The sequence below is a fragment of the Brevundimonas aurifodinae genome (genome assembly GCF_040195595.1).
In the GTDB taxonomy this organism is placed as follows: Bacteria; Pseudomonadota; Alphaproteobacteria; order Caulobacterales; family Caulobacteraceae; genus Brevundimonas; species Brevundimonas aurifodinae.
Genome location: NZ_JBEGDD010000004.1, coordinates 64,131 through 84,608, shown reverse-complemented (window position 1 = coordinate 84,608; position 20,478 = coordinate 64,131). Strand labels below are relative to the sequence as shown.

Below are 20,478 nucleotides of genomic sequence, written 5' to 3'. Positions count from 1 at the left end.
ATTTCGGCCTCAGGCGGCGACCAGCCGCGCACTCCCCGCTTCTACCACCATTGTCTGGCGTGTCGTCAGCACGCCGTTCCGGTTCTGGACCTGGTCCAGCACCTTGAACTCGGTCTGCCACCGCTCGGGCGTGACGTCGCAGAGCACATAGCCGCGCTGGCTGTTGCGGAACTTCAGCTGGGGGTTGGCGGCCAGGAAAGCTTCCTGATCCGCGCGCTGGTCCTGTCCGTCGCCGCCCGAGCTGATCGAGGTGGACACGAACTCGGTGGCGATCGGCGACCCTTCGGGATTGCGGCCGTCGAGGTAGAGCTCGCCGGCATAGTTCTGATGCTCGTCGCCGGTCAGGACGACGGTGTTCGCGATCCGGCGGTCGCGGATGTGGCGCAACAGGCGTTCGCGCGGAACGCGGTAACCCGCCCAGCTGTCGGGATTGACGCCGTAATCCTCGCCGAGGTTTCGATCCAGATCCATGACCATGATCTGCTGGGCCAGAGCCTTCCAGGTCGCCTCGGACCGATCCAGATTGGTCAGCAGCCAGGCTTCCTGCGCCTCGCCCAGAACCTGGGCCATGCGGTCGTTGATGCCGTCGCAGCCCGCGTTGAACCGGTCGCCGCAGGGCTGGTCCGTCCGAAACTGGCGGGTGTCCAGCAGGTTGAGGTCCAAAAGGTCGCCATAGACCGCCCGGCGATACAGCTGCATCGAGGCCCCACGCGGGAACGAAGAGCGTCGCAGCGGCATGTGCTCATAGTAGGCCTGCATCGCCGCCGCCTGGCGCAGGGCGAAGACGGCCGGATCGGTGCCGTCCTGATCGATGTCCGAGACCCAGTTGTTGTCGATCTCGTGGTCGTCCCAGGTGGTGAACCAGGCCGCCGAGGCGTGCGACGCCTGCAGGTCGGTGTCCATCTTGTACTGGGCATAGCGTTGCCGGTAGTCAGTGACGGTGTAGACCTCGCCGCCGACATGGACGCGCAGGTTTTCATTCGGCGTCGTTGAGCCGTAAATTCGGTTGCCACGCCCCTCGTAGATATAGTCGCCATAGCAGTAGATGAAGTCGAGCTCCTCGGCCGCGATCTTCCTGTGGGCGGTGTAGTAGCCGCTCTCATAGGCCTGGCAGCCCAGGACGCCGAAACGGACCCGGTCGAGCGCGGCACCCGTGACCGGCATGGTCTTGGCCCGTCCGACGCCCGAACGCTCGCGCCCGGCTATAAAGCGGTAGAAGTAGGGCCGTCCCGGTTCCAGCCCGCCGACCTCGACGTGGACGGCATGGCCCAGCTCGGGGCGGGCGATGACCTCTCCGGTCTGGATCACGGTGCCGAAGCTCGGATCGGCCGCGACCTCCCAGGTCACCGCCATCGGCTGCGACGGCATGCCGTGATCGGGCTCCAGCGGGCGAGGCGCCAGCCGCGTCCAGATGACGAAGCCGTCGGGCAGGGGGTCGCCCGCCGCCACGCCCAGCTGGAAGGGATTGTCCTCGAACACGGCCTGGGCCAGCGAGGCGCGGCTGGAGACGCCGCTCAACATCGAGCCGAGACCGACCCCCACCAGCAGGGAACGACGCGACAGAATCGGGGACATGAACGCTCCTGGGACTGCTCCGCCTTCGCTTAGCGGGTGCATGTGACAGTTCCTGTTCCCCTTGTCTTCGGCGACCGAGCCGGGTCGCGACGTCTGGGATGCAGGGCGTCGCGCGACGCCCCCTTTTTTGCCCGGATTGGCGTCGTCAGAAACAAGAGGGTTGTAAGGCAAAGCTTTCGGAGAGCATTGTGCGATCACGCAGCGGGGGCTGCGCTTTGGAGAAAAAACCATGAAATCTCTGTTTCTTACGGCCGGGGCTGTCGCCCTCGCCCTGTGCGCGTCCTCGGCCTCGGCCCAGCAGACCATCAACCTGTCGGCGGGCTTCCTGCCGGACCCCGTCGAGGTCGACATCTACTCGGGAGGTCCGAACGACGCGTCCGATCTGGGCGGTTCGTGCGTCGGCTCCATCGCCGGCAGCCCGGACGTGGTCGTCAACTTCCGCAGCCAGGGCGGCGCGCTGTCGTTCAGCCATGTCTCGGGCGGCGACACCAGCCTGATCATCAACGGTCCCGATGGCCGGTATTACTGCAACGATGACTCCAACGGCCTGAACCCTGTCCTGACCTGGGGCTCGGCCCCCAGCGGCCAGTACGACGTCTGGGTCGGCGCTGTGGGCGAGCCCACGGGCGGCACCCTGCTGATCTCCGAGAGCCCGCTCTAGGGCGTCCTACCACCACAGACAGGAGACGCCGCATGCGCGCTCTATCACTCGTCTGCGCTTTGGCCCTGGTCGCGGCGGCGTCAACCGCCGCGGCTCAGGACCCGAGTCTGAACGCCAGTTCGGGCGGCTCGCGCCACAACGCGGGCTTCTCGCCTGACCCGATCACCGTCAGCATCTACTCGGGCGGTGGCGTCGACGCTTCCCGGTCGATCGGCGGGTCCTGCGTCGGCATGATCGCCGAGGCACCGGACTATGAGTTCACCTATCGCGCCGGTTCGTGGCCGCTGACCTTCGCGGTCGATGCGGATACCGACACCAGCCTGGTGATCAACGCTCCGGATGGGCGCTGGTACTGCGTCGATGATTCCGAAGGTCTCAATCCCGTCCTGCGTTGGGGAACGCCGCAAAGCGGCTCCTACGACATCTGGGTGGGCGCCGTCGGCCAGGCGGGTCCTTCGACCCTCTACATCACCGAGCAGAACTGATCGTCTTGTCGGTTCGGACCGCCGGCCGTCCGCGTCAGCGGGCGGCCGGTTTCCATGTCTGGAGCTCGGTGATCTCGCGCGACCGGGCGTCGATGATGGAGCGCGCCAGGCGCTGGATCTCGGGGTCCGAGGATTGAGAGAGCGCTGCCTCTGCGGCGACGATCGTTTCGCGATGCTGGTCGATCATCGCGACGACGAACGCCTGATCGCCCACCGACCGCGCCGATGCCGCCGGCGGCGCTTCGGCATCGGCGAGCATGGCCGGATCGATCGGATGGGCCGCCGCCCGGTTGGCTGTCAGGGCCTCTTGCCGGGCCTGGTCGACGGGATCGCCCCCGCCCTCGCAGCCTGCGAGCGCGAGGACCGACAGGAGCAGCGCCGCGCTTGCGGTCGTCCTCATGCCTCGATCCATCGGGGCATCCAGGCCTCGTGCATCTCGCGCAGATGCTTCAGCGGAATGCTGAACAGGTCGGTCGAGGCGAAGGCGTCACCCCGCGCGTGACCCACGACCGAGGCGTGCAGGCCGGCCTCGCGGGCACCGGCGAGGACCTCTTGCGGGTTGGAGACGGCGACCAGATAGCGGGCCTGATCCTCTCCGAACAGCAGGATGTGGGCGTGGGCGGCGCTGGTCGCCTCCAGCACGACGCCGGTATCGGATGCCAGCGCCATGTCGGCAGCCGCTCCGACAAGACCGCCGTCGGACAGGTCGTGGACACAGGTCAGCCGACCGGCCTCGATCTCGCCGCGCACGAAATCGCCCGTCCGGCGCTCCAGCGCCAAATCGACCGGCGGCGGCGCGCCGTCCTCGCGGCCCAGCACCTCGCGCAGATAGATCGAGGCGCCGAGCTCTCCGACCGTCTCGCCGATCAGCACCAGGGTGTCGCCCTCGGCCATGGTCGAAAAGCCCGCGACCACGTCGTAATTGGGCAGCAGGCCGACGCCGCCGACGGTCGGGGTCGGCGGAATGGCGACGCCGTTGGTCTCGTTGTAGAGCGATACATTCCCGCTCACGACCGGGAAGTCCAGCGCGCGACAGGCCTCGGCCATGCCGTCGATGGCGCGGACGATCTGGCCCATGATCTCGGGCCGCTGGGGGTTGCCGAAGTTCAGGTTGTCGGTGATGGCGATGGGGCGAGCGCCGACGGCCGTCAGGTTGCGCCAGGCCTCGGCCACCGCCTGTTTGCCGCCTTCATAGGGGTCGTTCTGGACATAGCGGGGTGTGCAGTCCGAGGTGACGGCCAGACCCTTGTCGGTTCCATGCACGCGCACCACGCCCGCGTCGGCTCCGGTGGCCGAGTCCTGCAACGTGTCGGCCATGACGTGGCGGTCGTACTGCTCCCAGATCCAGCGCTTGGACGCCATGTCGGGGCAGGTCAGCACCTTCAGCACCGCGTCCTCCCAGACCTCGGGCGCTGGCACGTCGGCGGGCGCGATCCGCGCGTGCAGGTCGGGCTGGAGCCAGGGCCGGTCATAGAGGGGCGCATCGTCGAACAGGGGGGCCAGCGGGACATCGCATACGACCTCGCCATGATGGTTCAGCACCAGCCGGCCCGTGTCGGTGGTCATGCCGATGACGGCGGCGTCCAGGCCCCACTTCTTGAAGATGCGGTGGCCGTCGTCCTCGCGCCCGGGCTTCAGCACCGCCAGCATCCGCTCCTGGCTTTCCGACAGCATCATTTCATAGGCGGTCATGCCCTCTTCGCGCTGGGGCACGGCGTCCATGTTCAGCTCGATGCCCACGCCGCCCTTCCCCGCCATCTCGACGGAGGAACTGGTCAGCCCCGCCGCGCCCATGTCCTGAATCGCGGCCACGGCACCGGACGCCATCAACTCCAGCGTCGCCTCGATCAGCAGCTTCTCGGCGAAGGGGTCGCCGACCTGGACGGTGGGGCGTTTGGCGTCCGATTCGTCGTCGAACTCGGCCGAGGACATCGTCGCGCCGTGGATGCCGTCGCGTCCGGTCTTGGAGCCGAAATAGACCACCGACATGCCCGCGCCGGGCGCGGCCGAATAGAAGATGCTGTCGGCCCGGGCCAGGCCCACGCACATGGCGTTGACCAGGATGTTGCCATTGTAGCCCCGGTGGAAATTGGTCTCGCCCGCCACGGTCGGCACGCCGACGCAGTTGCCGTAGCCGCCGATGCCGCTGACCACGCCCTTGACCAGGCGCTTGGTCTTCTCGTGCCCGATGTCGCCGAACCGCAGGGCGTTCAGCAGGGCCACGGGTCGCGCGCCCATGGTGAAGACATCGCGCATGATGCCGCCCACGCCGGTCGCCGCGCCCTGATAGGGCTCGATGAAGGAGGGATGGTTGTGCGACTCCATCTTGAAGATGCAGGCGTCGCCGTCGTCGATGTCGATGACGCCGGCGTTCTCGCCCGGCCCGCAGATGACGCGCGGGCCCTTGGTCGGGAACTTGCCGAGGTGGATTTTCGAGGACTTGTACGAGCAGTGCTCGGACCACATCACCGAGAAGACACCCAGTTCGACGGCATTTGGCTCGCGTCCCAGCCGGTCCAGGATCACCTGATACTCATTGGGGGCCAGTCCCCATTCGACGGCGAGTTCGGCGGAGGTCTTTTGGGGCGCGCTCATGAGGCGCGCTTCTAGCCATGAACGGTTCCGCTGTCAGCCCGGCATGCCGCCCAGTCCGACCGCCGCGTTAAGACGGGCGTAAGCGGTCAGAGCCTGACCGCGCGCGGCGGCCTCCTCGGCGCGGGCGTCGGCGGCGGCGCGTTGGGCGGTCAGCACGTCGAGAAAGGGCGAGACGCCGCCCCGGTAGCGCTGGTTCGCCAGCCGCGCCTGATCCTCGGCGGCGGCCACAGCCTCGGCCAGAGTCACGGCGCGGGCTTCGGCGGCGGCGAGGGCGACGAGCGCAGTCTCGACTTCAGACAGGGCATCGACAGCGGCCTGGCGAAAGGCGAGCTCGGCCTGGGTCCGGCGGGCGTCAGCGGCGTCGCGAGCGCTCTCCAGGCGGCCGAAACTGAACAGCGGCGCGGTCAGGCCACCTGCGATCTGGCTGAGGAAACCCGAGGCGGTGAAGGGCGTCTCCGGATCGATCTCCTGACCGCCCAGAGCGGCGCCAAGCGAAAGCGTCGGCCAGAAGTCGCGTCGGGCAGCCCTCGCGTCGGCCCCGGCGGCCCAGAGCTCCAGTTCGGCGGCTCGGAGGTCCGGACGGCGGGCCAGGACGGCGGCGGGGGCGGACAAGGCCCGCACGGGTGGGGTCTCCAGCGCGATGGCGGTGGAGTGGGTCAGGGCCGGAGTCAGGTTGCCAGGGTTGAGGCCGAGCAGGGCCTCCAGACCCAGCCGGGCCTCGTCGGCCGCCTGGCGCGCCGCGATGGGCCGAGCACGGGCTGAGGCGAGGGCGGCGCGAGCCGACGCCGCGTCCAGCCCCGAGGTCAGGCCCGCCCGTTCCCGCGTACCGGCGAGAGATAGCGACCCTTCCAGGGCCGCGACGGCCTCATCGCCGGCGACGGCGGTCGCCTCGGCCTCGCGATAGGCGGCGTAGAGCTGGACGGCGGTCGACCGGGCGACCAGGCGGGCGGCCTCGGCGCGGGCGGCCGCGGCCTCGACGCGCAGGCGTTCGGCCTCGACGCGGGTGCGGATCGCGCCGTTCAGGTCGGGGTTCAGGCTGAAGGCGACCAGGGCCTGGAACGTCTCCTGGTCCAGATCGTCGGTCGATTGGCGCTCGGCGGTGCCCTGTCCGCCGATCTCGGGCCGAAGCGCCGCGCGGGCGGAACCAAGACGCGCCCGCGCCTCGAACAGACGGCCCTCGGCGATGCGGACGTCGGAGGCCTCGCCGGCCTGTTCCACGATGTCGTCGAGCACCGGGTCACCGATGGCGGTCCACCAGCGATCGGTAGCGGGAACGGCGGCGGGCAGGGCGGCGACGTCCCACGCGGCCGGGGCAGCGAAGGAGGATGGGGTCGGCACGGCGTCGCTCGCGCAGGCCGACAGGAGGACGCTCGCCGTCGTAATGAGCAGGGCCTGGCGGATCATCGCGCGGGCTCCGCCGGACGGGTCCCCGCCTGCGTCGCCGAGGGCGCGGCCTCGACGAAGACATCCATGCGCTGGCCCAGATAGGCAGGGGCGGCGGCTGGGTCGAAGGCAAAGATCACTTCCACGACGCGCGTGTCCACGCGCTCGGACCCGCCGGACAGGGCGCGCTTCTCGACCACCTGTGGCTCGATGCGGACCAGCGTCAACGGGATGCGCCGCTCGGCCTGACCGCGCAGGGTCCCGTAGGCTCGGCCCGAGCGGGTCAGGCGACCCGCATCGGCCTCGTCGAACTCGGCCCGGACATGCAGCCGGGCGTCCTCGCCCATGGCGATCAGGGGCTGGGAGGCCGGACCGGCCGGGGCGTATTCGCCGGGCCGGACATCGACGCGGAAGATGCGCCCGGCAATGGGCGCGGCGACCGTCAACCGGTCCAGATCGACGCGTCGGGCCTGGGCCTGAGCGCGGGCGGCGGCAGCGCTGGCCCGGGCCTGAGCCAGGGCGGCCTCGGCACGACGGACGGCGAAGCGGCGGCGCTCGAGTTCGTCGCCGGACAGGGCCCTCGGATCATCGACCGCCTCGAACAGCGAGAGCCGCTGACGCTCGTCGGCCAGGGCCACCTCGGCCTGACGCGCGGCGGCCTGGGCGGAGGCGGCGTCCGCCTGAGCCGTGGCGACGGCGGCCTGGGCGGCGCGGGAGTCGAGGCGGAACAGGGGCTGGCCCTGCGCGACCCGGTCGCCGGGCTGGACCAGGACGCTGCGGATCACGCCCGGCACCTCGGCGGCGACGGCGATCAGTTCGGACTGGGGCTCGATCGTCCCGATGCCCGCGACGGTCGAGGCATAGGCGGCGGTCGGCGGCGTGGCGGGCGGATCGGCGCGGGTGCGCTCGGGCCGGATCACGGCGCTGATGGCGAAGATCAGGCATCCGCCGGCGACGGCGGGCAGGATCAGGCGCTGAATCTGCTGGCGGCGGCTAGTGGGCATGAAGTCCCTCCGGGAGTGTTCCTAGGCGGCTGTCTCCGACGATCCGTCCGTCTTCCATGGCGACGATCCGGTCGGCGTAGCGGTAGATGCGGTTGTCGTGGGTCACGACCAGGACGGCCCGGCCGGGTCCCCCGGCGGCGTCCTTCAGCAGTTCCATGACCTGCCGGCCGGTCTCGGCGTCCAGCGCCGCCGTGGGCTCGTCGCAAACGACCAGGTCCGGCTCGTGGACGATGGCGCGGGCGATGGCGACGCGCTGCTGCTGGCCGCCCGACAACTGGCGCGGCAGCTTGTCGGCGTGCGGTCCCATGCCCAGTGTCTCGAGCACCACACGGGCCTTCTCGGCGGCGACCTTCAGCGGCATGCCGTCGGCGACCAGAGCCATGGCCGCGTTCTCGGCGGCCGTCAGGGCGGGCAGCAGGTTGTACTGCTGGAAGATGAAGCCGATCCGGCGGCGACGCAGGATGACCTTTTCGGAATCCTTCATGCGGGTGATGACATTGCCCATCACCTCGACCTCGCCGCCGGTGGGCTTCAGCGTGCCCGACAGGATCGACAGTAGGGTGGTCTTGCCGCAGCCGGAGGGCCCGACCAGCATGGTCAGCTCTCCGGACGCGACCTCCAGGTCCACGTCGAACAGGACCTGGGTCTTCAGGCCGTTCGAGCCGAAGGCCATGTCGATCTCGCGGGCGATCACGGCGCTCATGGCGATCAGCCCCTGAAGACGATGGCGGGATCGACGCGGAACACCTTGGTCAGGCTGCCCAGCACCGAGATCAGGATGATCAGGAAGACCACCACGCCGGTCCCGACCAGCACCTGCCAGGGCAGGTAAAAGTCCTCCAGCGCCGCCCCGCCGCGCACCAGGGTGAAGAACAGGGCCGCCCCGCCCATGCCGAGCCCATAGCCCATCAGTCCGACCACGGCGGCCTGCAGCAGCACCATGCCGGTGATCTGGCCATTGGTCGCGCCGATGGCCTTCAGCGCCCCGAACTGGCGCAGGTTCTCGATCACGAACAGGTAGAAGGTCTGGGCCGTCACCGCCGCCCCGACCACGAAGCCCAGCATCACCGTGATGCCGAAGTTCACCGGGATGCCCGTGCGGGTCAAATAGTACTGGACGCTGCGCCAGGCGAAGCTGTCCCAGGTCAGGGCCTGCAATCCGGTCTGGGCCGAGATGCGTTCAGCCAGCGCCTTGGCGTCCTGGCCGTCTTTGGCGCGCACCAGGACGAAGGACAGCTTGTTCCGCTGGGGCGGGGTCAGCGCCATGGCCTCGGAGTAGCGGACATAGGCGATCGGGAAGGTGATGAAGGGCGGCGACGCATCGGCGATGCCGGTCACGACCACGCGCCGGTCGTTGATCTCGGCTTCGGTCCCGACCTTGGTCAGGGGATCGGCGTCGGGCCAGATCAGGCTGGCCCCTTCCTTGTCAAACACGATGCCGCCGGGACGGCGCAAGGCCTCCAGGTCGCCCGCCAGCCACTCGCGCGGCGCCCCGACCAGGGTCTCGTCATCGATGCCCACCAGGCTGACCTGGTTGATCAGCCCGTCCTGGGTCCGAAAGATCGCCAGGCCCTTGTAGAGGGGCGCGGCCCATTCCACGCCCTCGACCGAGCGGACCCGACCCAGCGCGGCGTCCGGCATCGGCTCGACCTCGTCGACATAGCGGACCCGGGTGTCCATGACCCAGATGTCGGCCTCGCGGATGTCCAGCACCTGATTGGCGGTGCGGGTCATCAACCCGATGAAGATCGAGACCTGCTGGCTCATCAGCAGGGTGGCGAAGGCCACGCCGAACACCAGCGCCAGATATTTGGCGCTGTCACCCAGCAGCATCTTCAGCGCGACAGATCTCATCCTCGGAATCCTGTGATCCGTGGTTGGGGGTTGCGCCGGGACTGGCGCGTCGGGGTAAGCTGGGATACTGTGTGAATAACAATACTGATCGGTTCAGTATGTCAAGTGACGGTGCGATGACGCTCGCCGAACCCGCGATCCGCCGAGGCCGCCCGCGCGACACGGCCAAGGACGAGGCCATCCTGCTGGCGGCGGGCGACCTGTTCATGGAGCACGGCTACGAGGCCGTCAGCGTGGACGCCGTGGCCCAAAAGGCGGGGGTGTCCAAGGCGACGATCTATGCCCGCTACGCCGACAAGGATGCGCTGTTTGCCGCCGTGTTGCGTCAGGAGTGCGAGCGGGCCGTGTCACCCGACAGCTTCTTTCCGGCAGAAGATCAGCCGGTCCGCGAGACCCTGATCCTATTGGCCACGCGCTTCCTCGACCTGGTCACCGGAGAGAAGGCCATGCAGATGAACCGCGTCCTGGTGGCCGAGACCGCGCGCGCGCCGCGCATGGCGGAGCTGTTCTACGAGACCGCGGTGCTGACGCTGAAGAACCGCTTCGCCGAGTGGCTGCGGGTCGAGACCGCCAGAGGCCGACTGCACGTCCGCGACGCCGACGGGGCGGCCTGGCGCTACCTGGGCGGGGTCAAGGGCGAGGCCCATCTGAGGGCATCGTTCGGACTGCCGCCCATCCCGCCCGCCCAACTGAAGGCGCACATCGAGGCGGCGGCGGACGAGTTCCTGCGCGCCCACGCCGCCGACCCGGCACCGAACAAGGCCGTCTGAAGGCTCCGTTTCGACGCCTACGAGCGGTCAGGCCGGGGCGTTCCGGGCGATCTGTCCGCGTGCCAGGAACAGGGTCAGGGCCGCGATCGTCGCTCCCATGCCCAGGATCACCGAAACCGTCGGCAGGGTCCAACCGGCCTGGAACAGGAAGCCGGCGATCATCGGAGCCAGCGCCGCCCCGCCGCGCCCCAGGCCGATGATGAAGCCCGTCGCCGTGGCGCGCAGCTGGGTCGGGAAGGACTGGGCCACGATGGCATACAGGCCGACGATCGGCGCGTTGGTGAAGAAGCCCGCCACCGCCGCCGCGATCGAGATCTGGTTCAGCGTCTCCCAGCCCTGGCCAAAGCCGATGACGGCGACGGTCGAGGCCAGCATGGCCACGATGGTCAGGGCGGTGACCCGCGCCTTCAGCGTCAAGAGCCCCAGCGTCAGGGCGCCGATCGCGCCGCCAATGCTGGCCCACACCAGCACCCCGGCCGCGAGCGGGGGCGCGAAGCCCATGTCCACCACGATCTTCGGGATCCATTTGATGATGTAGTAGAAGGTGATGATGTGCATGAAGTAGGACAGCGCCAGCAGCACGGCGAGCGCGGCGAACTGCTTCGAGAACAGCAGCGGCAGTCCGGCCTTGGGCTTGATCGCGGGCACGTCGGGCAGGGCCTCGATGGCGGCGTGGCCCATCCGCTTCAGGGTCTTGTTGATCCGCTCCAGCGCCCCCGGTCCGCGCTTGTGCATCTCGAAGGCGATCGATTCGGGGGCCAGCCACAGCACCAAAGGAATGAAGGCCGCGGTGGCCACGCCGCCCAGGATGAAGACGGCTGGCCAATCGTAGATCTTGAGCAGTTCGCCCGAGATCAGGCCGCCGATCACCGATCCGATCGGGAGGCCGGCGGACATCAGCACGACGCACAGCGCACGACGCTTGGCGTTGGCGGCCTCGGCGACGGCGGCGTTGATCGAGGCCAGCATGCCGCCGATCCCCAGGCCGGTGATGACCCGGTAGACGCACAGGGTGGTGATGTCGGTGGCGGTCGAGGCGGCGAACATGCCTCCGGACATGACCAGCAGGCACCCCAGGATGGTCTTCCTGCGCCCGATGGCGTCGGCGACATTGCCCAGCAGCAGCGATCCGAACGCCATGCCGACCAGTTCCATCGACAGGACGATGCCCAGCGCCGCGCGGTCGATGCCCCAGTCCGCAACGATGCCGGGCGAGGCATAGCTGATCGACAGCACGTCGAAGCCGTCGAGGGCGTTCAGCCCGACCATCAGCAGAACCACGGTCCACTGGAACCGCGACATGCGCGCCTGGTCGACCAGGGCGCGGGGGTCCGTCACCATCGAGAATACTCCCTTGGCGACCACTGACGGGTCGCTTGACTGATCCATAGCAGAACGAATGTCCGCGTCATGCCGCCTCGCCTCGCAGACCTGCACGCGCGGCGGCGGCGGTGTTGGACAGCAGGCAGGCGATGGTCATGGGCCCGACGCCGCCCGGCACAGGGGTCAGCCAGGCGGCGTGGCCCGCCTCCTCGGCCGCGACGTCTCCGACCAGGCGAGACCGTCCGTCCGCCGCCGTGACGCGGTTGATGCCGACGTCGATAACCACGGCACCGGGCTTGATCCAGCTGCCGCGCACCAAGCCCGGACGGCCCGCCGCGACCACCAGAATGTCGGCGCGCGCCGCGATCTCCGGCAGGCCCCTGGTCAGGATATGGGTCACCGTGACGGTGCATTCGCGGTCCAGCAGCAGCAGGGCGACCGGCTTGCCGACGATGTTGGACTTGCCGATCACCACGGCGTTCAGGCCCCGGAAGTCGTCGATGACCTGGTCAAGCAGCATCATGCATCCCAGCGGCGTACAGGGAATCAGGCCGCCGCCGATCGACAGTCGTCCGACATTGACCGGATGAAAGCCGTCGACGTCCTTGGTCGGGTCGATGGCATCCAGAACGGCCGCCGCGTCGATGTGCGCGGGCAGGGGCAGTTGAACCAGAATGCCGTGGACCTGCGGATCCGCGTTCAGCGCGGCGACCAGGGTCAGCAGGGCCTCCTGCGTGGTCTCCCGTGGCAGGCGATGCTCGATCGAGCGCATGCCGACGCGGCGGGTCTCGGTCACCTTTCGACGGACATAGACCTGGCTGGCCGGATCCTCGCCCACCAGCACCACCGCCAGTCCCGGAGTGACGCCGTGGGCTGACAGATCGGCGACATCGGCCGCGACCCGGGCGGTCAGGTCGGCCGCCACAGCGCGCCCGTCCAGGATGGGCGCGGCACCGACCATCAGTCGCTGAAGACCACGGTCTTGGACCCGTTCAGCAGCACCCGGTCCTGCAGGTGAAAGGCCACCGCCCTGGCCAGCACGCGCCGCTCGATATCGCGGCCCTTCCTCACCAGATCGTCCGGTCGGTCGGCATGGGTGACGGCCTCCACGTCCTGGGCGATGATCGGTCCCTCATCCAGGTCGGCGGTGACGTAGTGGGCCGTGGCCCCGATCGACTTCACGCCGCGCGCATGGGCCTGATGATAGGGTTTCGCGCCCTTGAACCCGGGCAGGAAGCTGTGGTGGATGTTGATGCAGCGGCCGGACAGATAACTCGCCAGGTCGTCGGACAGCACCTGCATATACCGGGCGAGGACGACCAGTTCGGCGCCCGTCTCCTCGACGATTCGCTTGATGGCCGCCTCCTGCTCCGACTTTGTCTCCTTGGTGACGGGCAGATGGTGGAACGGCACGTCCCCGATCAGCGAGATCTTCAGCACATCGCGCGGATGGTTCGAGACGATGCCGACCACCTCCATCGGTAGCTCACCGGTGCGGTTGCGATAGAGCAGGTCGCCCAGGCAGTGGTCGAACTTGGACACCAGCATGAGGACGCGGCGACGCTCGGCGGTGTTTCTCAGGCTCCACCGCATGCTGCTCTCGTTGGCCATGGGGATGAAGGCGTCACGCAGCGTATCGACGCCGGCCGGGCCGCCGTCCAGCTCGAACAGCACGCGCATGAAGAACAGGCCGGAATCGCGGTCGTTGAACTGACCCGCCTCCAGGATGTTGGCCCCATGCTCGAACAGGAAGCCGGCGACACCCGCCACCAGGCCGGGCCGGTCGTCGCACGACAGGGTCAGAACGCAGATTTCGGACATTCGGTCTGGCTTTCCTCTGGGCTCAGGCGGCCTTCTTGGCGGCGAAGTCGCTGACCCATTCGGCGGTCCTGGCGATGCCCCCGAAGGGATAGAAGTGCAGGCTGAGGGGGCCGTGACGGGCAGGATCGATCCGGTCCGCCAGGTCCTCGATCAGGCGATCTGGACCCGCCGTGCCCATCAGCTGGGTCAGGGATAGCCCGTATTTGCTCATCACCTTTGCCGAGGCCCCCACGCCGCAGCGCGCCGCGAACCGCAGCAGCGTCTTGATGCCCGCGGGTCCGGGAACGCCGATGCGGATCAGGGCGTCGATGCCGTGGCTCCGGACCCGCTCCACCCAGTGGACGATCGGTTCGGCGTCGAAGCCGAACTGCGTCAGGATGGTCATGGATATGCCCAGCTCGGCCAGGGCGTCGCGCTTGTCGAACATCGCGCCCCACAGGGCGGGCTCGCCGATGTCGGGGTGCCCCTCGGGGTAGCCGGAGACGCCGACGCTTTCCAGGCCCAGATCATTGAGCATGCCCGAACGGATCAGCGACAGGGCATCTTCATAAGGTCCCTCGGGCACCGGCGGATCGCCGGCGACGACGAACAGTCGCTGGATCGACGCCTGGGTCGAGAGGTTTTCCAGAAAGCCCCGCAGCTCGCTTTCCGAGGCGATGCGACGCGCCGAGATATGCGGGGCGGGATCGAAGCCGAGGGAACGGACGCGGACGGCGGCGTGCAATCGGGCCTCGAAGGTTTCGCCCGGCAGAAAGGCGATGGCGATCCGGGTCCCCTGCGGAATGACGCCGGCGGCCTCTTCCAGGGCCACCACGTCCTTGGCCGTCATTTCCAGCGAATGGCCCTGCAGCAGCGAGCCGATGCGCGCGTCGCGGCCGGGCTGTGAATCTGATCGTGTGACGTCCAGCATGTCCGTCTCCCAGCGACCGCCCGGTCGGCGATCGATCGACAGCCTCTAGCGGGCCTGTTTCTATTCGTATAGATGAAGGCTTCGGATATGTGAAGTCGAGAGGGGACATGTCGGAATCGCGTGCCGCGCCACTGCTTCTCTTGCCGGGTTTGCTCTGTGACGCCCGCGTCTGGCCGCGCGCGCTGCTCTCGCTGGATCGCCCGATCGTCGCGCCGATGGGCTATGGCGACGCCTCCACCTTGTCCGACATGGCTGACCGGGTCCTGGAGACCGCGCCGGCCCGTTTCTCTCTCCTCGGCCACTCCATGGGCGCGCGTGTCGCGCTGGAAATCGTCCGCCGGGCACCTGAACGGGTCGAGCGGCTGGCCCTGGTCAGCACCGGCGTCCACATGCTCCGCCCGGGCGAGGCCAACAGTCGTCATGCTCTGCTGGACATCGGCCTCGCCGAGGGCCCGGAGGCCCTGGTCGATCGCTGGCTCCCACCCATGGTCGCGCCGTCGCGCCGGCCCGACGAGGCCCTTTTGACACCGCTCCGGGCCATGTGCGTCCAGGCGGGCGTAGAGACCTATGCGACCCAGATCGCGGCCCTTCTGCATCGGCCCGAGGTCGAGAGCCTGTTGCCTCGCATCCCCTGTCCGACGCTCGTTCTCGTCGGCTCCGAGGACCAGTGGAGCCCGCCGGTGCAGCATCGTGCCATCGCCGCCGCCATTCCCGAGGCGTTCCTGAAGATCATCGAGGGTAGCGGCCACATGCTGCCCGCCGAAGCGCCCGAAGCCTTCGTCGCCGCCATCGCCGACTGGCTGGCGATGGACGCCCCGTCGCGGTCAGACGTTCAACAAGTCGCATGACAAGAAAACACCCAGGAGGAGACCCCATGACCGCCAAGAGCCTGCAAGACGTCTTGAACGGCGTCGACAACATCCCGCATTTCCTGCGCAACCAGCAGGCGGGTCCCAACGCCTATCCGGGCGTTCCCGGCGAATACAGCAACTGGCGCGACGAGCAGATCGCCTGGCAGCAGACCTGCGTCCTGTTCAACCAGAGCTACCACATGGTCGATCTGCGGGTCGAAGGGCCCGATGCCTTCGTCATGCTGAACAGCCTGGGCATCAACAGCTTCAAGGGCTTCGTGCCCGACCGCGCCAAACAGTTCGTGCCGGTCAGCCATGACGGCCACGTCATCGGCGACGTGATCCTGTTCTATCTGGCCGAGAACACCTTCAACCTGGTGGGTCGCGCTCCGACCATCGAATGGGTGGAGTTCCACGCCGCCACCGGCGGTTGGGACGTGCAGGTCACGCGCGACGAGCGCACCGCCGTCCGCCCGGACCCCCAGAACCGTCGCGGTTATCGCTACCAGATCCAGGGCCCCAACGCGATGAAGCTGATGGAGAAGGCGCTGGGCCAGACCCCGCCGGACCTGAAGTTCTTCCACATGACGACCCTGACCATCGGCGGTCGTCAGGTCCGGGCGCTGCGCCACGGCATGGCGGGCCAGCCGGGCTTCGAGCTGTTCGGTCCGTGGGAAGAGCGCGACGAGGTCCACGCCGCCCTGGTCGCCGCCGGTGCCGACTTCGGCCTGAAGCTGGTCGGCGGGCGGACCTATTCGTCCAACACGCTGGAGTCGGGCTGGATCCCGTCGCCCCTGCCGGCGGTCTATACCGGCGAGGCCATGCGCCCCTATCGCGAGTGGCTGCCGGCCAACAGCTACGAGGGAAAGGCCTCGCTGGGCGGCAGCTTCTACTCGGACAACATCGAGGACTACTATCTGACGCCGTGGGATCTGGGCTACGGCCCCTTCGTCAAGTTCGACCACGACTTCATCGGCAAGGAAGCCCTGGAGAAGAAGCAGGCCGGGCCGCACAAGAAGAAGGTCACCCTGGCGCTGGACAGCGAGGACCTGGTGCGGATCATGAGCTCCTATTTCCAGAAGGGCGACCGGGCCAAGTTCTTCGAGTTCCCCTCGGCGGTCTACACCATGCACCAGTTCGATCGGGTGCTGGGCGCGGGCGGCAAGGACGTCGGCCTGTCGACCTGGGTCGGCTACAGCGCCAACGAAGGTCGCGGCCTGACCCTGGCCATGCTGGATGAGGAGCACGCCAAGCCCGGCACCCAGGTCACCCTGCTGTGGGGCGAGGAGAACGGCGGATCGTCCAAGCCGACGGTCGAACGCCACGTTCAGGTCGAGATCCGCGCCACGGTCAGCCCGGCCCCGTATTCAGAGGTCGCGCGCGACGCCTATGCCGACAGCTGGCGGACCCGCCAGTCGGCCTGATGCGATGAACGGAGCCGGCGGTTCAGGCCGCTGGCTCTCGCTCCGCCTGGGCCTGTTCGGGATGCTCCAGCAGATCGACCGAGCGTTTCAGCAGGTCAATCGTTTCCGCCTCTAGCTCGGGCGTGACGCGGGGCAGGGGTATGGCGATGCTGATGGCCCCGGCCGCCCGCCCGTCCGCCATGACGACCCGGGCCATGCCCTGAATACCCGGCGTGTGCTCCTCGCGCGTGCGGGCCACGCCTGAGCGCCGGACGGAGTCCAGCTCGACACGCAGATCCGCTTCCTCGGTCAGTGTCTGGGCGGTGAAGGCCTGGCGTTCCGACCCCGCGAAATACTCGGCCAACCCGGCCTCGTCATAGGTCGCGAGGATCGCCTTGCCGGCCGCGAAGGCGTGCATCGGTGCGCGCTGTCCGACGTCCAGGGTGTAGCGCAGGGCATGGGTGCCGATCTCGCTCACGGCGGCCTCGACCTCGTGTCCGCGCGGCACGAAGAAGCCGGCGGTCTCGTTCAACCGGACGCGGAGCGAGCGGACCACCGGCACTGCCCGCTGGATGAGGCTGTCCGCGACCCGGCCGGGCTGGAGCCGCGCCAGCCCCTGGCCCGGTCCGTACTTCCGTCCGAGGCGCTCGATGTAGCCGCGATCGGCCAGGGTCGTCAGCAGATAGGACAGGCTGCTGACCGGGATCACCAGGGCGGTCGCGATCTCGTGGGCGGCCAGCGGGCGGCCCTGGGCGACCAGCAGCTCGAGGATGTCGAGCGTCCGCATCGCCGATTTGACGGTGGAGGTGGGGCCTGTGTCACTCATGATGCTGCGGCTCCATGCTGCGTCGGTGGCCGACTGGCAAGAGCGCGCCCGGCATCGCGTTCACCTCGACGGCTGAAAACTCAGCGCGCCTCTCCGTTCCGAAAACAGCCAGACGCCGTCCAGCCGCACGAAGCGGTCGCGGTAGGTGCCGACCAGCGGCGGCGTGTCCGGGCCGGTGAACAATAGCATGGCGCTGGTCGCCGACGCCGTGTCCGAGGTCTCGGCGGTGACGACGATGTTGGCGCAGACGTGCTGGGTGGTGCGCGGTGGCCTCGATTGGAAAGCCGCCAGCAGCGCCTCGTGTCCGACGATGGGCTGTTCAGGGGCCGTTGGTCGAGTCATCAGGCCGTCCGGCGCATAGAGGGTGACGACGTCGTCCCAGCGCGCCTGATCGTTCAGGGTCGCATAGAGGTTGATCAGCCTGGCGCAGTCCAGCTCGATGTCGCGCCGTTCCGCCTGGTCCACGAAGGTCTCCGTGGCTTGGCCCGGAACGGCGAACCGTTCCGGGCCGTGCCGGTCTCAGAAGCGATAGCCGAGCGTGAACCCGTAGGTCCGCGGCGGCAGGTAGGTCACGCCGATCAGACGGCCGGTCGAGACCGCGAAGGTCGAGGCCCGCACGTCTTCGTCGCCGATGTTCTTGGCCCACAGCTGCGCCGTGATGGCCCCGTCGCCGCTCTCATAGACCAGAGAGGCGTCGACCATGGTGTAGGCCTCCGAGCTTTCGATATCCCGCTCGAACTCCGAGAAGAAGATCTGGCTCTTGTAGGAGACGTCGCCCATCAGGGTCAGCATTCCGTCCATCGGCATGACGAACGGCAGGTCGGCCTCGCCGTGCAGGCTCCAGGCCAGCTCGGGCGTGTTGCGAACGCGGTTGCCGGCCAGTTGCAGGTTTCCACCGCCCGGCGCGCCGAAGGCGGTCGGATCGGGGTTGGTCACGGCGTTGTAGGGCGTTCCGCCGGCGACGTTCCGGGGGTCCAGTGGATCGACGGTGATGTAGTCGTCGAACGAAGCATCCGTCCAGGACAGGCCGCCGGAGAAGCGGATCGTGTCCGTTGGCCGGGCGAAGAAGTCGGCCTCGAAGCCGTTGGCCGAGGTCCGCGCCGCGTTCTGGAAGATGGTGGTGAAGCCGGCCGGACCGCCCGTGATGGTCTTGTTGAGCTGCAGCCCCTCCAGCTCATAGCTGTACGCCGCCATGTTCAGCGTCAGGCGGTTGTCCAGCAGCGTCGCCTTGACCCCGATCTCGTGGTTCGAAATTTCCTCGGGATCGACGATCGTGCGCGAGGCATAGGCGTTCTCGCCCGACCCGGCTTTGAAGCCTTCCGAGTAGGTATAGTACAGCAGCAGGTCAGGGTTCACTTCCCACTGGACTCCGACCTCGGGGGTGAAGTCCTCGAAGGTGCGCTCGGTCAGGGTCACTCCACGCGGCGTGTAGAGCGTCGGGAGTGACTGCAGCGGACCGACCGGCGCATAGCGGATGATGTAGCCCGCATTGTCCGTCGTCACCGTCTCTCGGCTGTAGCGACCGCCCAGCTTGACGCTGAAGCCGGTCAGTTGCTCGGACAGCATGCCCAGGTCGAAGGTCGCCTGGCCGAACAGGGCCGTCGCCTCGGTCTGCAGATCAGAGCTGACGCAGACCCGCTTGGGCGTCTGGATCGCCGAGCCGCCGGTGGTGTTGCCAGGGCCGTAGCCGCAGAACTCATACGCGGTCGCCAGCGGGACATTGTCGCGGGCCAGGATGGCAGGCGTGCCTGGCAGGCCCGTGGCGCGGCCGAAGCCGACGTTGTCGATCGGGTTCTGCTGCTCTTCGAAATAATAGCCGCCGACGACCAGGTTCAGGAAGTCGGTGTCGTAGTTGGCCTGCAGTTCGGTCGAGAACTGCTCGCTGTCGATCCGGCGCTCCTGAACCGTGGAGTTGAAACCGTTCAGGGTGAAGGCGCTCTGCACCGCCGACAGGTCGAGGTCCTGGAACAGGGAGGTCTCGAAGCTGCGGAAGTTGGTGATGTTGGTGATCGACAGGTTCTCGTTGATGTTGGCCCGGAACGTCGAGGTGAAGGCGTAGGACTCTGTGCTCGTGCCAGGCTGGATCTCGCTGGCCAGGTCGCGCGGGTCGGTCGCGTAGCCGCCCTGGCCGAAGGCCGGCAGGCGCGCTACGCCGGGGAAGCTGGCCCGCAGATAGTGAATGGCGCCGGAGCTGTCGTCCTGACGGAAGTATTCGCCCGACAGCAGCAGGCTGACGTCGGGGGTGAAGTCGAAGTTGAGCTGGCCCCGGATCATGCGGCGGTTCAGGTCATCGACGTCGGCGCCCGTGAACGGGTTCTCGCCGAAGCCGTCGCGGCCCTCGGTCTTGCCGGCGATGCGGAACTGGATGCCGTCCGTGATCGGGCCGCCGACGGCGACCTCGGTGATCAGGGCGTTGTAGTTGCCCACGGTCAGTCGGCCGTAGCCTTCGAACACGTCCGAGGGTTTGGCGGTGATGACGTTGACCGATCCGCCGACGGCGTTCCGCCCATACAGGGTGCCTTGCGGACCGCGCAGGACCTCGACGCGCTCGACGTCGAACAGCGAGGTCAGCTGGGCCTCGGCCCGGGCGACATAGGCCCCGTCGACGTGCAGGGCGACGCCCGTCGACGATCCGGTGGTGGAGGTGTTGGCCCCGACGCCGCGGATGAAGATCTTCGCCTGGTTGAAGTCGTTGCCGAAGTTCACCGACGGCACGATGGTCTGCAGGTCCGCCAGGTTGTTGACCTGGGCGTTGTCCAGCCGCTCGGTTCCGAGCGCGGTCACGGCGATCGAGACGTCCTGCAGCGACTGCTCGCGACGCGACGCGGTGACGATGATGTCGTCCACGCTGGACGCTTCCTGGCTGGGGGCAGGGGCCCCGGTCTGGGCATAGGCGCTGGTCGAAGCCAGCAGCGCCGCAAGGGCGCCGGTCACAACTCTCATGGTATCCTCCCGATAGTCTTTGTTTTTGTTGGTAGTCGCCCAGCCGCGGACGGCTGCTACTCCGAACCCTGCCG

Annotated in this window: 19 protein-coding genes; 5 read left to right on the top strand and 14 right to left on the bottom strand. The window is 68.2% G+C overall.

All coding sequences use genetic code 11. The annotated features are described in order from the left end of the window. Positions 1-9: 9 nt before the first annotated feature. Complete coding sequence (locus ABN401_RS06080) at positions 10-1,575, bottom strand: alkaline phosphatase D family protein (protein WP_349683939.1); 1,566 nt, start codon at positions 1,573-1,575, stop codon at positions 10-12. 229 nt (positions 1,576-1,804) lie between these two features. Between ABN401_RS06080 and ABN401_RS06075 the strand changes: the two genes are divergently transcribed. Then, positions 1,805-2,236, top strand: coding sequence for a peptidase S1 (locus tag ABN401_RS06075; RefSeq protein WP_349683938.1), 432 nt, complete (start codon positions 1,805-1,807; stop codon positions 2,234-2,236). Positions 2,237-2,268: 32 nt separating this feature from the next. Beyond that, the gene (locus ABN401_RS06070; RefSeq protein WP_349683937.1) at positions 2,269-2,721 is read left to right on the top strand and encodes a peptidase S1; all 453 of its coding nucleotides are present in this window, start codon (positions 2,269-2,271) and stop codon (positions 2,719-2,721) included. A gap of 34 nt (positions 2,722-2,755) precedes the next feature. Here the strand turns inward: ABN401_RS06070 and ABN401_RS06065 are convergent, their stop codons facing one another. The 6 genes from ABN401_RS06065 to ABN401_RS06040 are packed head-to-tail and all read right to left on the bottom strand — an operon-like array spanning position 2,756 to position 9,557. Next, on the bottom strand, positions 2,756-3,121 hold the full coding sequence (locus ABN401_RS06065; RefSeq protein ID WP_349683936.1) for a DUF305 domain-containing protein: 366 nt from the start codon (positions 3,119-3,121) through the stop codon (positions 2,756-2,758). After that, positions 3,118-5,316, bottom strand: a complete 2,199-nt coding sequence (gene purL / locus ABN401_RS06060; RefSeq protein WP_349683935.1) for a phosphoribosylformylglycinamidine synthase subunit PurL — start codon at positions 5,314-5,316, stop codon at positions 3,118-3,120. The genes ABN401_RS06065 and purL overlap by 4 nt, the downstream gene beginning before the upstream one ends. Positions 5,317-5,349: 33 nt before the next feature. After that, positions 5,350-6,720 (bottom strand): efflux transporter outer membrane subunit, encoded by a 1,371-nt coding sequence (locus ABN401_RS06055; RefSeq protein WP_349683934.1) that lies wholly within the window; start codon positions 6,718-6,720, stop codon positions 5,350-5,352. After that, positions 6,717-7,703, bottom strand: coding sequence for an efflux RND transporter periplasmic adaptor subunit (locus ABN401_RS06050; RefSeq protein ID WP_349683933.1), 987 nt, complete (start codon positions 7,701-7,703; stop codon positions 6,717-6,719). The genes ABN401_RS06055 and ABN401_RS06050 overlap by 4 nt, the downstream gene beginning before the upstream one ends. After that, positions 7,693-8,406 carry an ABC transporter ATP-binding protein gene (locus ABN401_RS06045; protein ID WP_349683932.1) on the bottom strand — a complete coding sequence of 238 codons (714 nt, stop codon included), beginning with the start codon at positions 8,404-8,406 and terminating at the stop codon, positions 7,693-7,695. The genes ABN401_RS06050 and ABN401_RS06045 overlap by 11 nt, the downstream gene beginning before the upstream one ends. A 5-nt stretch (positions 8,407-8,411) precedes the next feature. Beyond that, positions 8,412-9,557: an ABC transporter permease gene (locus ABN401_RS06040; RefSeq protein ID WP_349683931.1), complete on the bottom strand. Its 1,146-nt coding sequence runs from the start codon at positions 9,555-9,557 to the stop codon at positions 8,412-8,414. A 116-nt stretch (positions 9,558-9,673) separates the two neighbouring features. On the opposite strand from ABN401_RS06040, the gene ABN401_RS06035 reads away from it, so the two are divergent. Next, positions 9,674-10,327: a TetR/AcrR family transcriptional regulator gene (locus ABN401_RS06035; protein WP_349683930.1), complete on the top strand. Its 654-nt coding sequence runs from the start codon at positions 9,674-9,676 to the stop codon at positions 10,325-10,327. Positions 10,328-10,354: 27 nt separating this feature from the next. Here the strand turns inward: ABN401_RS06035 and ABN401_RS06030 are convergent, their stop codons facing one another. From ABN401_RS06030 to ABN401_RS06015, 4 genes are all read right to left on the bottom strand, one after another. Continuing rightward, positions 10,355-11,668 carry an MFS transporter gene (locus ABN401_RS06030; RefSeq protein WP_349683929.1) on the bottom strand — a complete coding sequence of 438 codons (1,314 nt, stop codon included), beginning with the start codon at positions 11,666-11,668 and terminating at the stop codon, positions 10,355-10,357. A gap of 67 nt (positions 11,669-11,735) precedes the next feature. Continuing rightward, on the bottom strand, positions 11,736-12,611 hold the full coding sequence (locus ABN401_RS06025) for a bifunctional 5,10-methylenetetrahydrofolate dehydrogenase/5,10-methenyltetrahydrofolate cyclohydrolase (RefSeq protein WP_349683928.1): 876 nt from the start codon (positions 12,609-12,611) through the stop codon (positions 11,736-11,738). Further along, positions 12,611-13,471: a formyltetrahydrofolate deformylase gene (gene purU, locus ABN401_RS06020; RefSeq protein ID WP_349683927.1), complete on the bottom strand. Its 861-nt coding sequence runs from the start codon at positions 13,469-13,471 to the stop codon at positions 12,611-12,613. Before purU ends, ABN401_RS06025 begins: the two co-directional genes overlap by 1 nt. A gap of 22 nt (positions 13,472-13,493) precedes the next feature. Continuing rightward, positions 13,494-14,381: a methylenetetrahydrofolate reductase gene (locus ABN401_RS06015; protein ID WP_349683926.1), complete on the bottom strand. Its 888-nt coding sequence runs from the start codon at positions 14,379-14,381 to the stop codon at positions 13,494-13,496. Positions 14,382-14,488: 107 nt separating this feature from the next. Here ABN401_RS06015 and ABN401_RS06010 point away from each other — a divergent pair, with 107 nt between their 5' ends. Together ABN401_RS06010 and desA are read left to right on the top strand one after the other, a co-directional pair. After that, positions 14,489-15,229 carry an alpha/beta fold hydrolase gene (locus ABN401_RS06010; protein WP_349683925.1) on the top strand — a complete coding sequence of 247 codons (741 nt, stop codon included), beginning with the start codon at positions 14,489-14,491 and terminating at the stop codon, positions 15,227-15,229. Between the two features lie 26 nt (positions 15,230-15,255). Then, complete coding sequence (gene desA / locus ABN401_RS06005; protein WP_349683924.1) at positions 15,256-16,656, top strand: syringate O-demethylase; 1,401 nt, start codon at positions 15,256-15,258, stop codon at positions 16,654-16,656. Positions 16,657-16,678: 22 nt separating this feature from the next. On the opposite strand, the gene ABN401_RS06000 is transcribed toward desA, so the two are convergent. Genes ABN401_RS06000 through ABN401_RS05990 form a run of 3 tightly spaced genes read right to left on the bottom strand, consistent with a single transcriptional unit; the run spans position 16,679 to position 20,404 of the window. Further along, positions 16,679-17,461 carry an IclR family transcriptional regulator gene (locus ABN401_RS06000; RefSeq protein WP_349683923.1) on the bottom strand — a complete coding sequence of 261 codons (783 nt, stop codon included), beginning with the start codon at positions 17,459-17,461 and terminating at the stop codon, positions 16,679-16,681. A gap of 60 nt (positions 17,462-17,521) precedes the next feature. Continuing rightward, positions 17,522-17,926: a nuclear transport factor 2 family protein gene (locus ABN401_RS05995; protein WP_349683922.1), complete on the bottom strand. Its 405-nt coding sequence runs from the start codon at positions 17,924-17,926 to the stop codon at positions 17,522-17,524. 54 nt (positions 17,927-17,980) lie between these two features. Next, on the bottom strand, positions 17,981-20,404 hold the full coding sequence (locus tag ABN401_RS05990) for a TonB-dependent receptor (RefSeq protein ID WP_349683921.1): 2,424 nt from the start codon (positions 20,402-20,404) through the stop codon (positions 17,981-17,983). Positions 20,405-20,478 lie beyond the last annotated feature (74 nt).

Bases quoted from the DNA above. Each gene is read 5' to 3' on its own strand.
- purU (WP_349683927.1), bottom strand. From the start codon at position 13,471: ATGTCCGAAATCTGCGTTCTGACCCTGTCGTGCGACGACCGGCCCGGC.
- ABN401_RS06015 (WP_349683926.1), bottom strand. From the start codon at position 14,381: ATGCTGGACGTCACACGATCAGATTCACAGCCCGGCCGCGACGCGCGC.
- ABN401_RS06010 (WP_349683925.1), top strand. From the start codon at position 14,489: ATGTCGGAATCGCGTGCCGCGCCACTGCTTCTCTTGCCGGGTTTGCTC.
- ABN401_RS06035 (WP_349683930.1), top strand. From the start codon at position 9,674: ATGACGCTCGCCGAACCCGCGATCCGCCGAGGCCGCCCGCGCGACACG.
- ABN401_RS06025 (WP_349683928.1), bottom strand. From the start codon at position 12,611: ATGGTCGGTGCCGCGCCCATCCTGGACGGGCGCGCTGTGGCGGCCGAC.
- ABN401_RS06075 (WP_349683938.1), top strand. From the start codon at position 1,805: ATGAAATCTCTGTTTCTTACGGCCGGGGCTGTCGCCCTCGCCCTGTGC.
- ABN401_RS06080 (WP_349683939.1), bottom strand. From the start codon at position 1,575: ATGTCCCCGATTCTGTCGCGTCGTTCCCTGCTGGTGGGGGTCGGTCTC.
- ABN401_RS06065 (WP_349683936.1), bottom strand. From the start codon at position 3,121: ATGAGGACGACCGCAAGCGCGGCGCTGCTCCTGTCGGTCCTCGCGCTC.
- ABN401_RS06055 (WP_349683934.1), bottom strand. From the start codon at position 6,720: ATGATCCGCCAGGCCCTGCTCATTACGACGGCGAGCGTCCTCCTGTCG.
- ABN401_RS06045 (WP_349683932.1), bottom strand. From the start codon at position 8,406: ATGAGCGCCGTGATCGCCCGCGAGATCGACATGGCCTTCGGCTCGAAC.
- ABN401_RS06070 (WP_349683937.1), top strand. From the start codon at position 2,269: ATGCGCGCTCTATCACTCGTCTGCGCTTTGGCCCTGGTCGCGGCGGCG.
- ABN401_RS05990 (WP_349683921.1), bottom strand. From the start codon at position 20,404: ATGAGAGTTGTGACCGGCGCCCTTGCGGCGCTGCTGGCTTCGACCAGC.
- purL (WP_349683935.1), bottom strand. From the start codon at position 5,316: ATGAGCGCGCCCCAAAAGACCTCCGCCGAACTCGCCGTCGAATGGGGA.
- ABN401_RS06000 (WP_349683923.1), bottom strand. From the start codon at position 17,461: ATGAGTGACACAGGCCCCACCTCCACCGTCAAATCGGCGATGCGGACG.
- ABN401_RS06050 (WP_349683933.1), bottom strand. From the start codon at position 7,703: ATGCCCACTAGCCGCCGCCAGCAGATTCAGCGCCTGATCCTGCCCGCC.
- desA (WP_349683924.1), top strand. From the start codon at position 15,256: ATGACCGCCAAGAGCCTGCAAGACGTCTTGAACGGCGTCGACAACATC.
- ABN401_RS06030 (WP_349683929.1), bottom strand. From the start codon at position 11,668: ATGGTGACGGACCCCCGCGCCCTGGTCGACCAGGCGCGCATGTCGCGG.
- ABN401_RS06040 (WP_349683931.1), bottom strand. From the start codon at position 9,557: ATGAGATCTGTCGCGCTGAAGATGCTGCTGGGTGACAGCGCCAAATAT.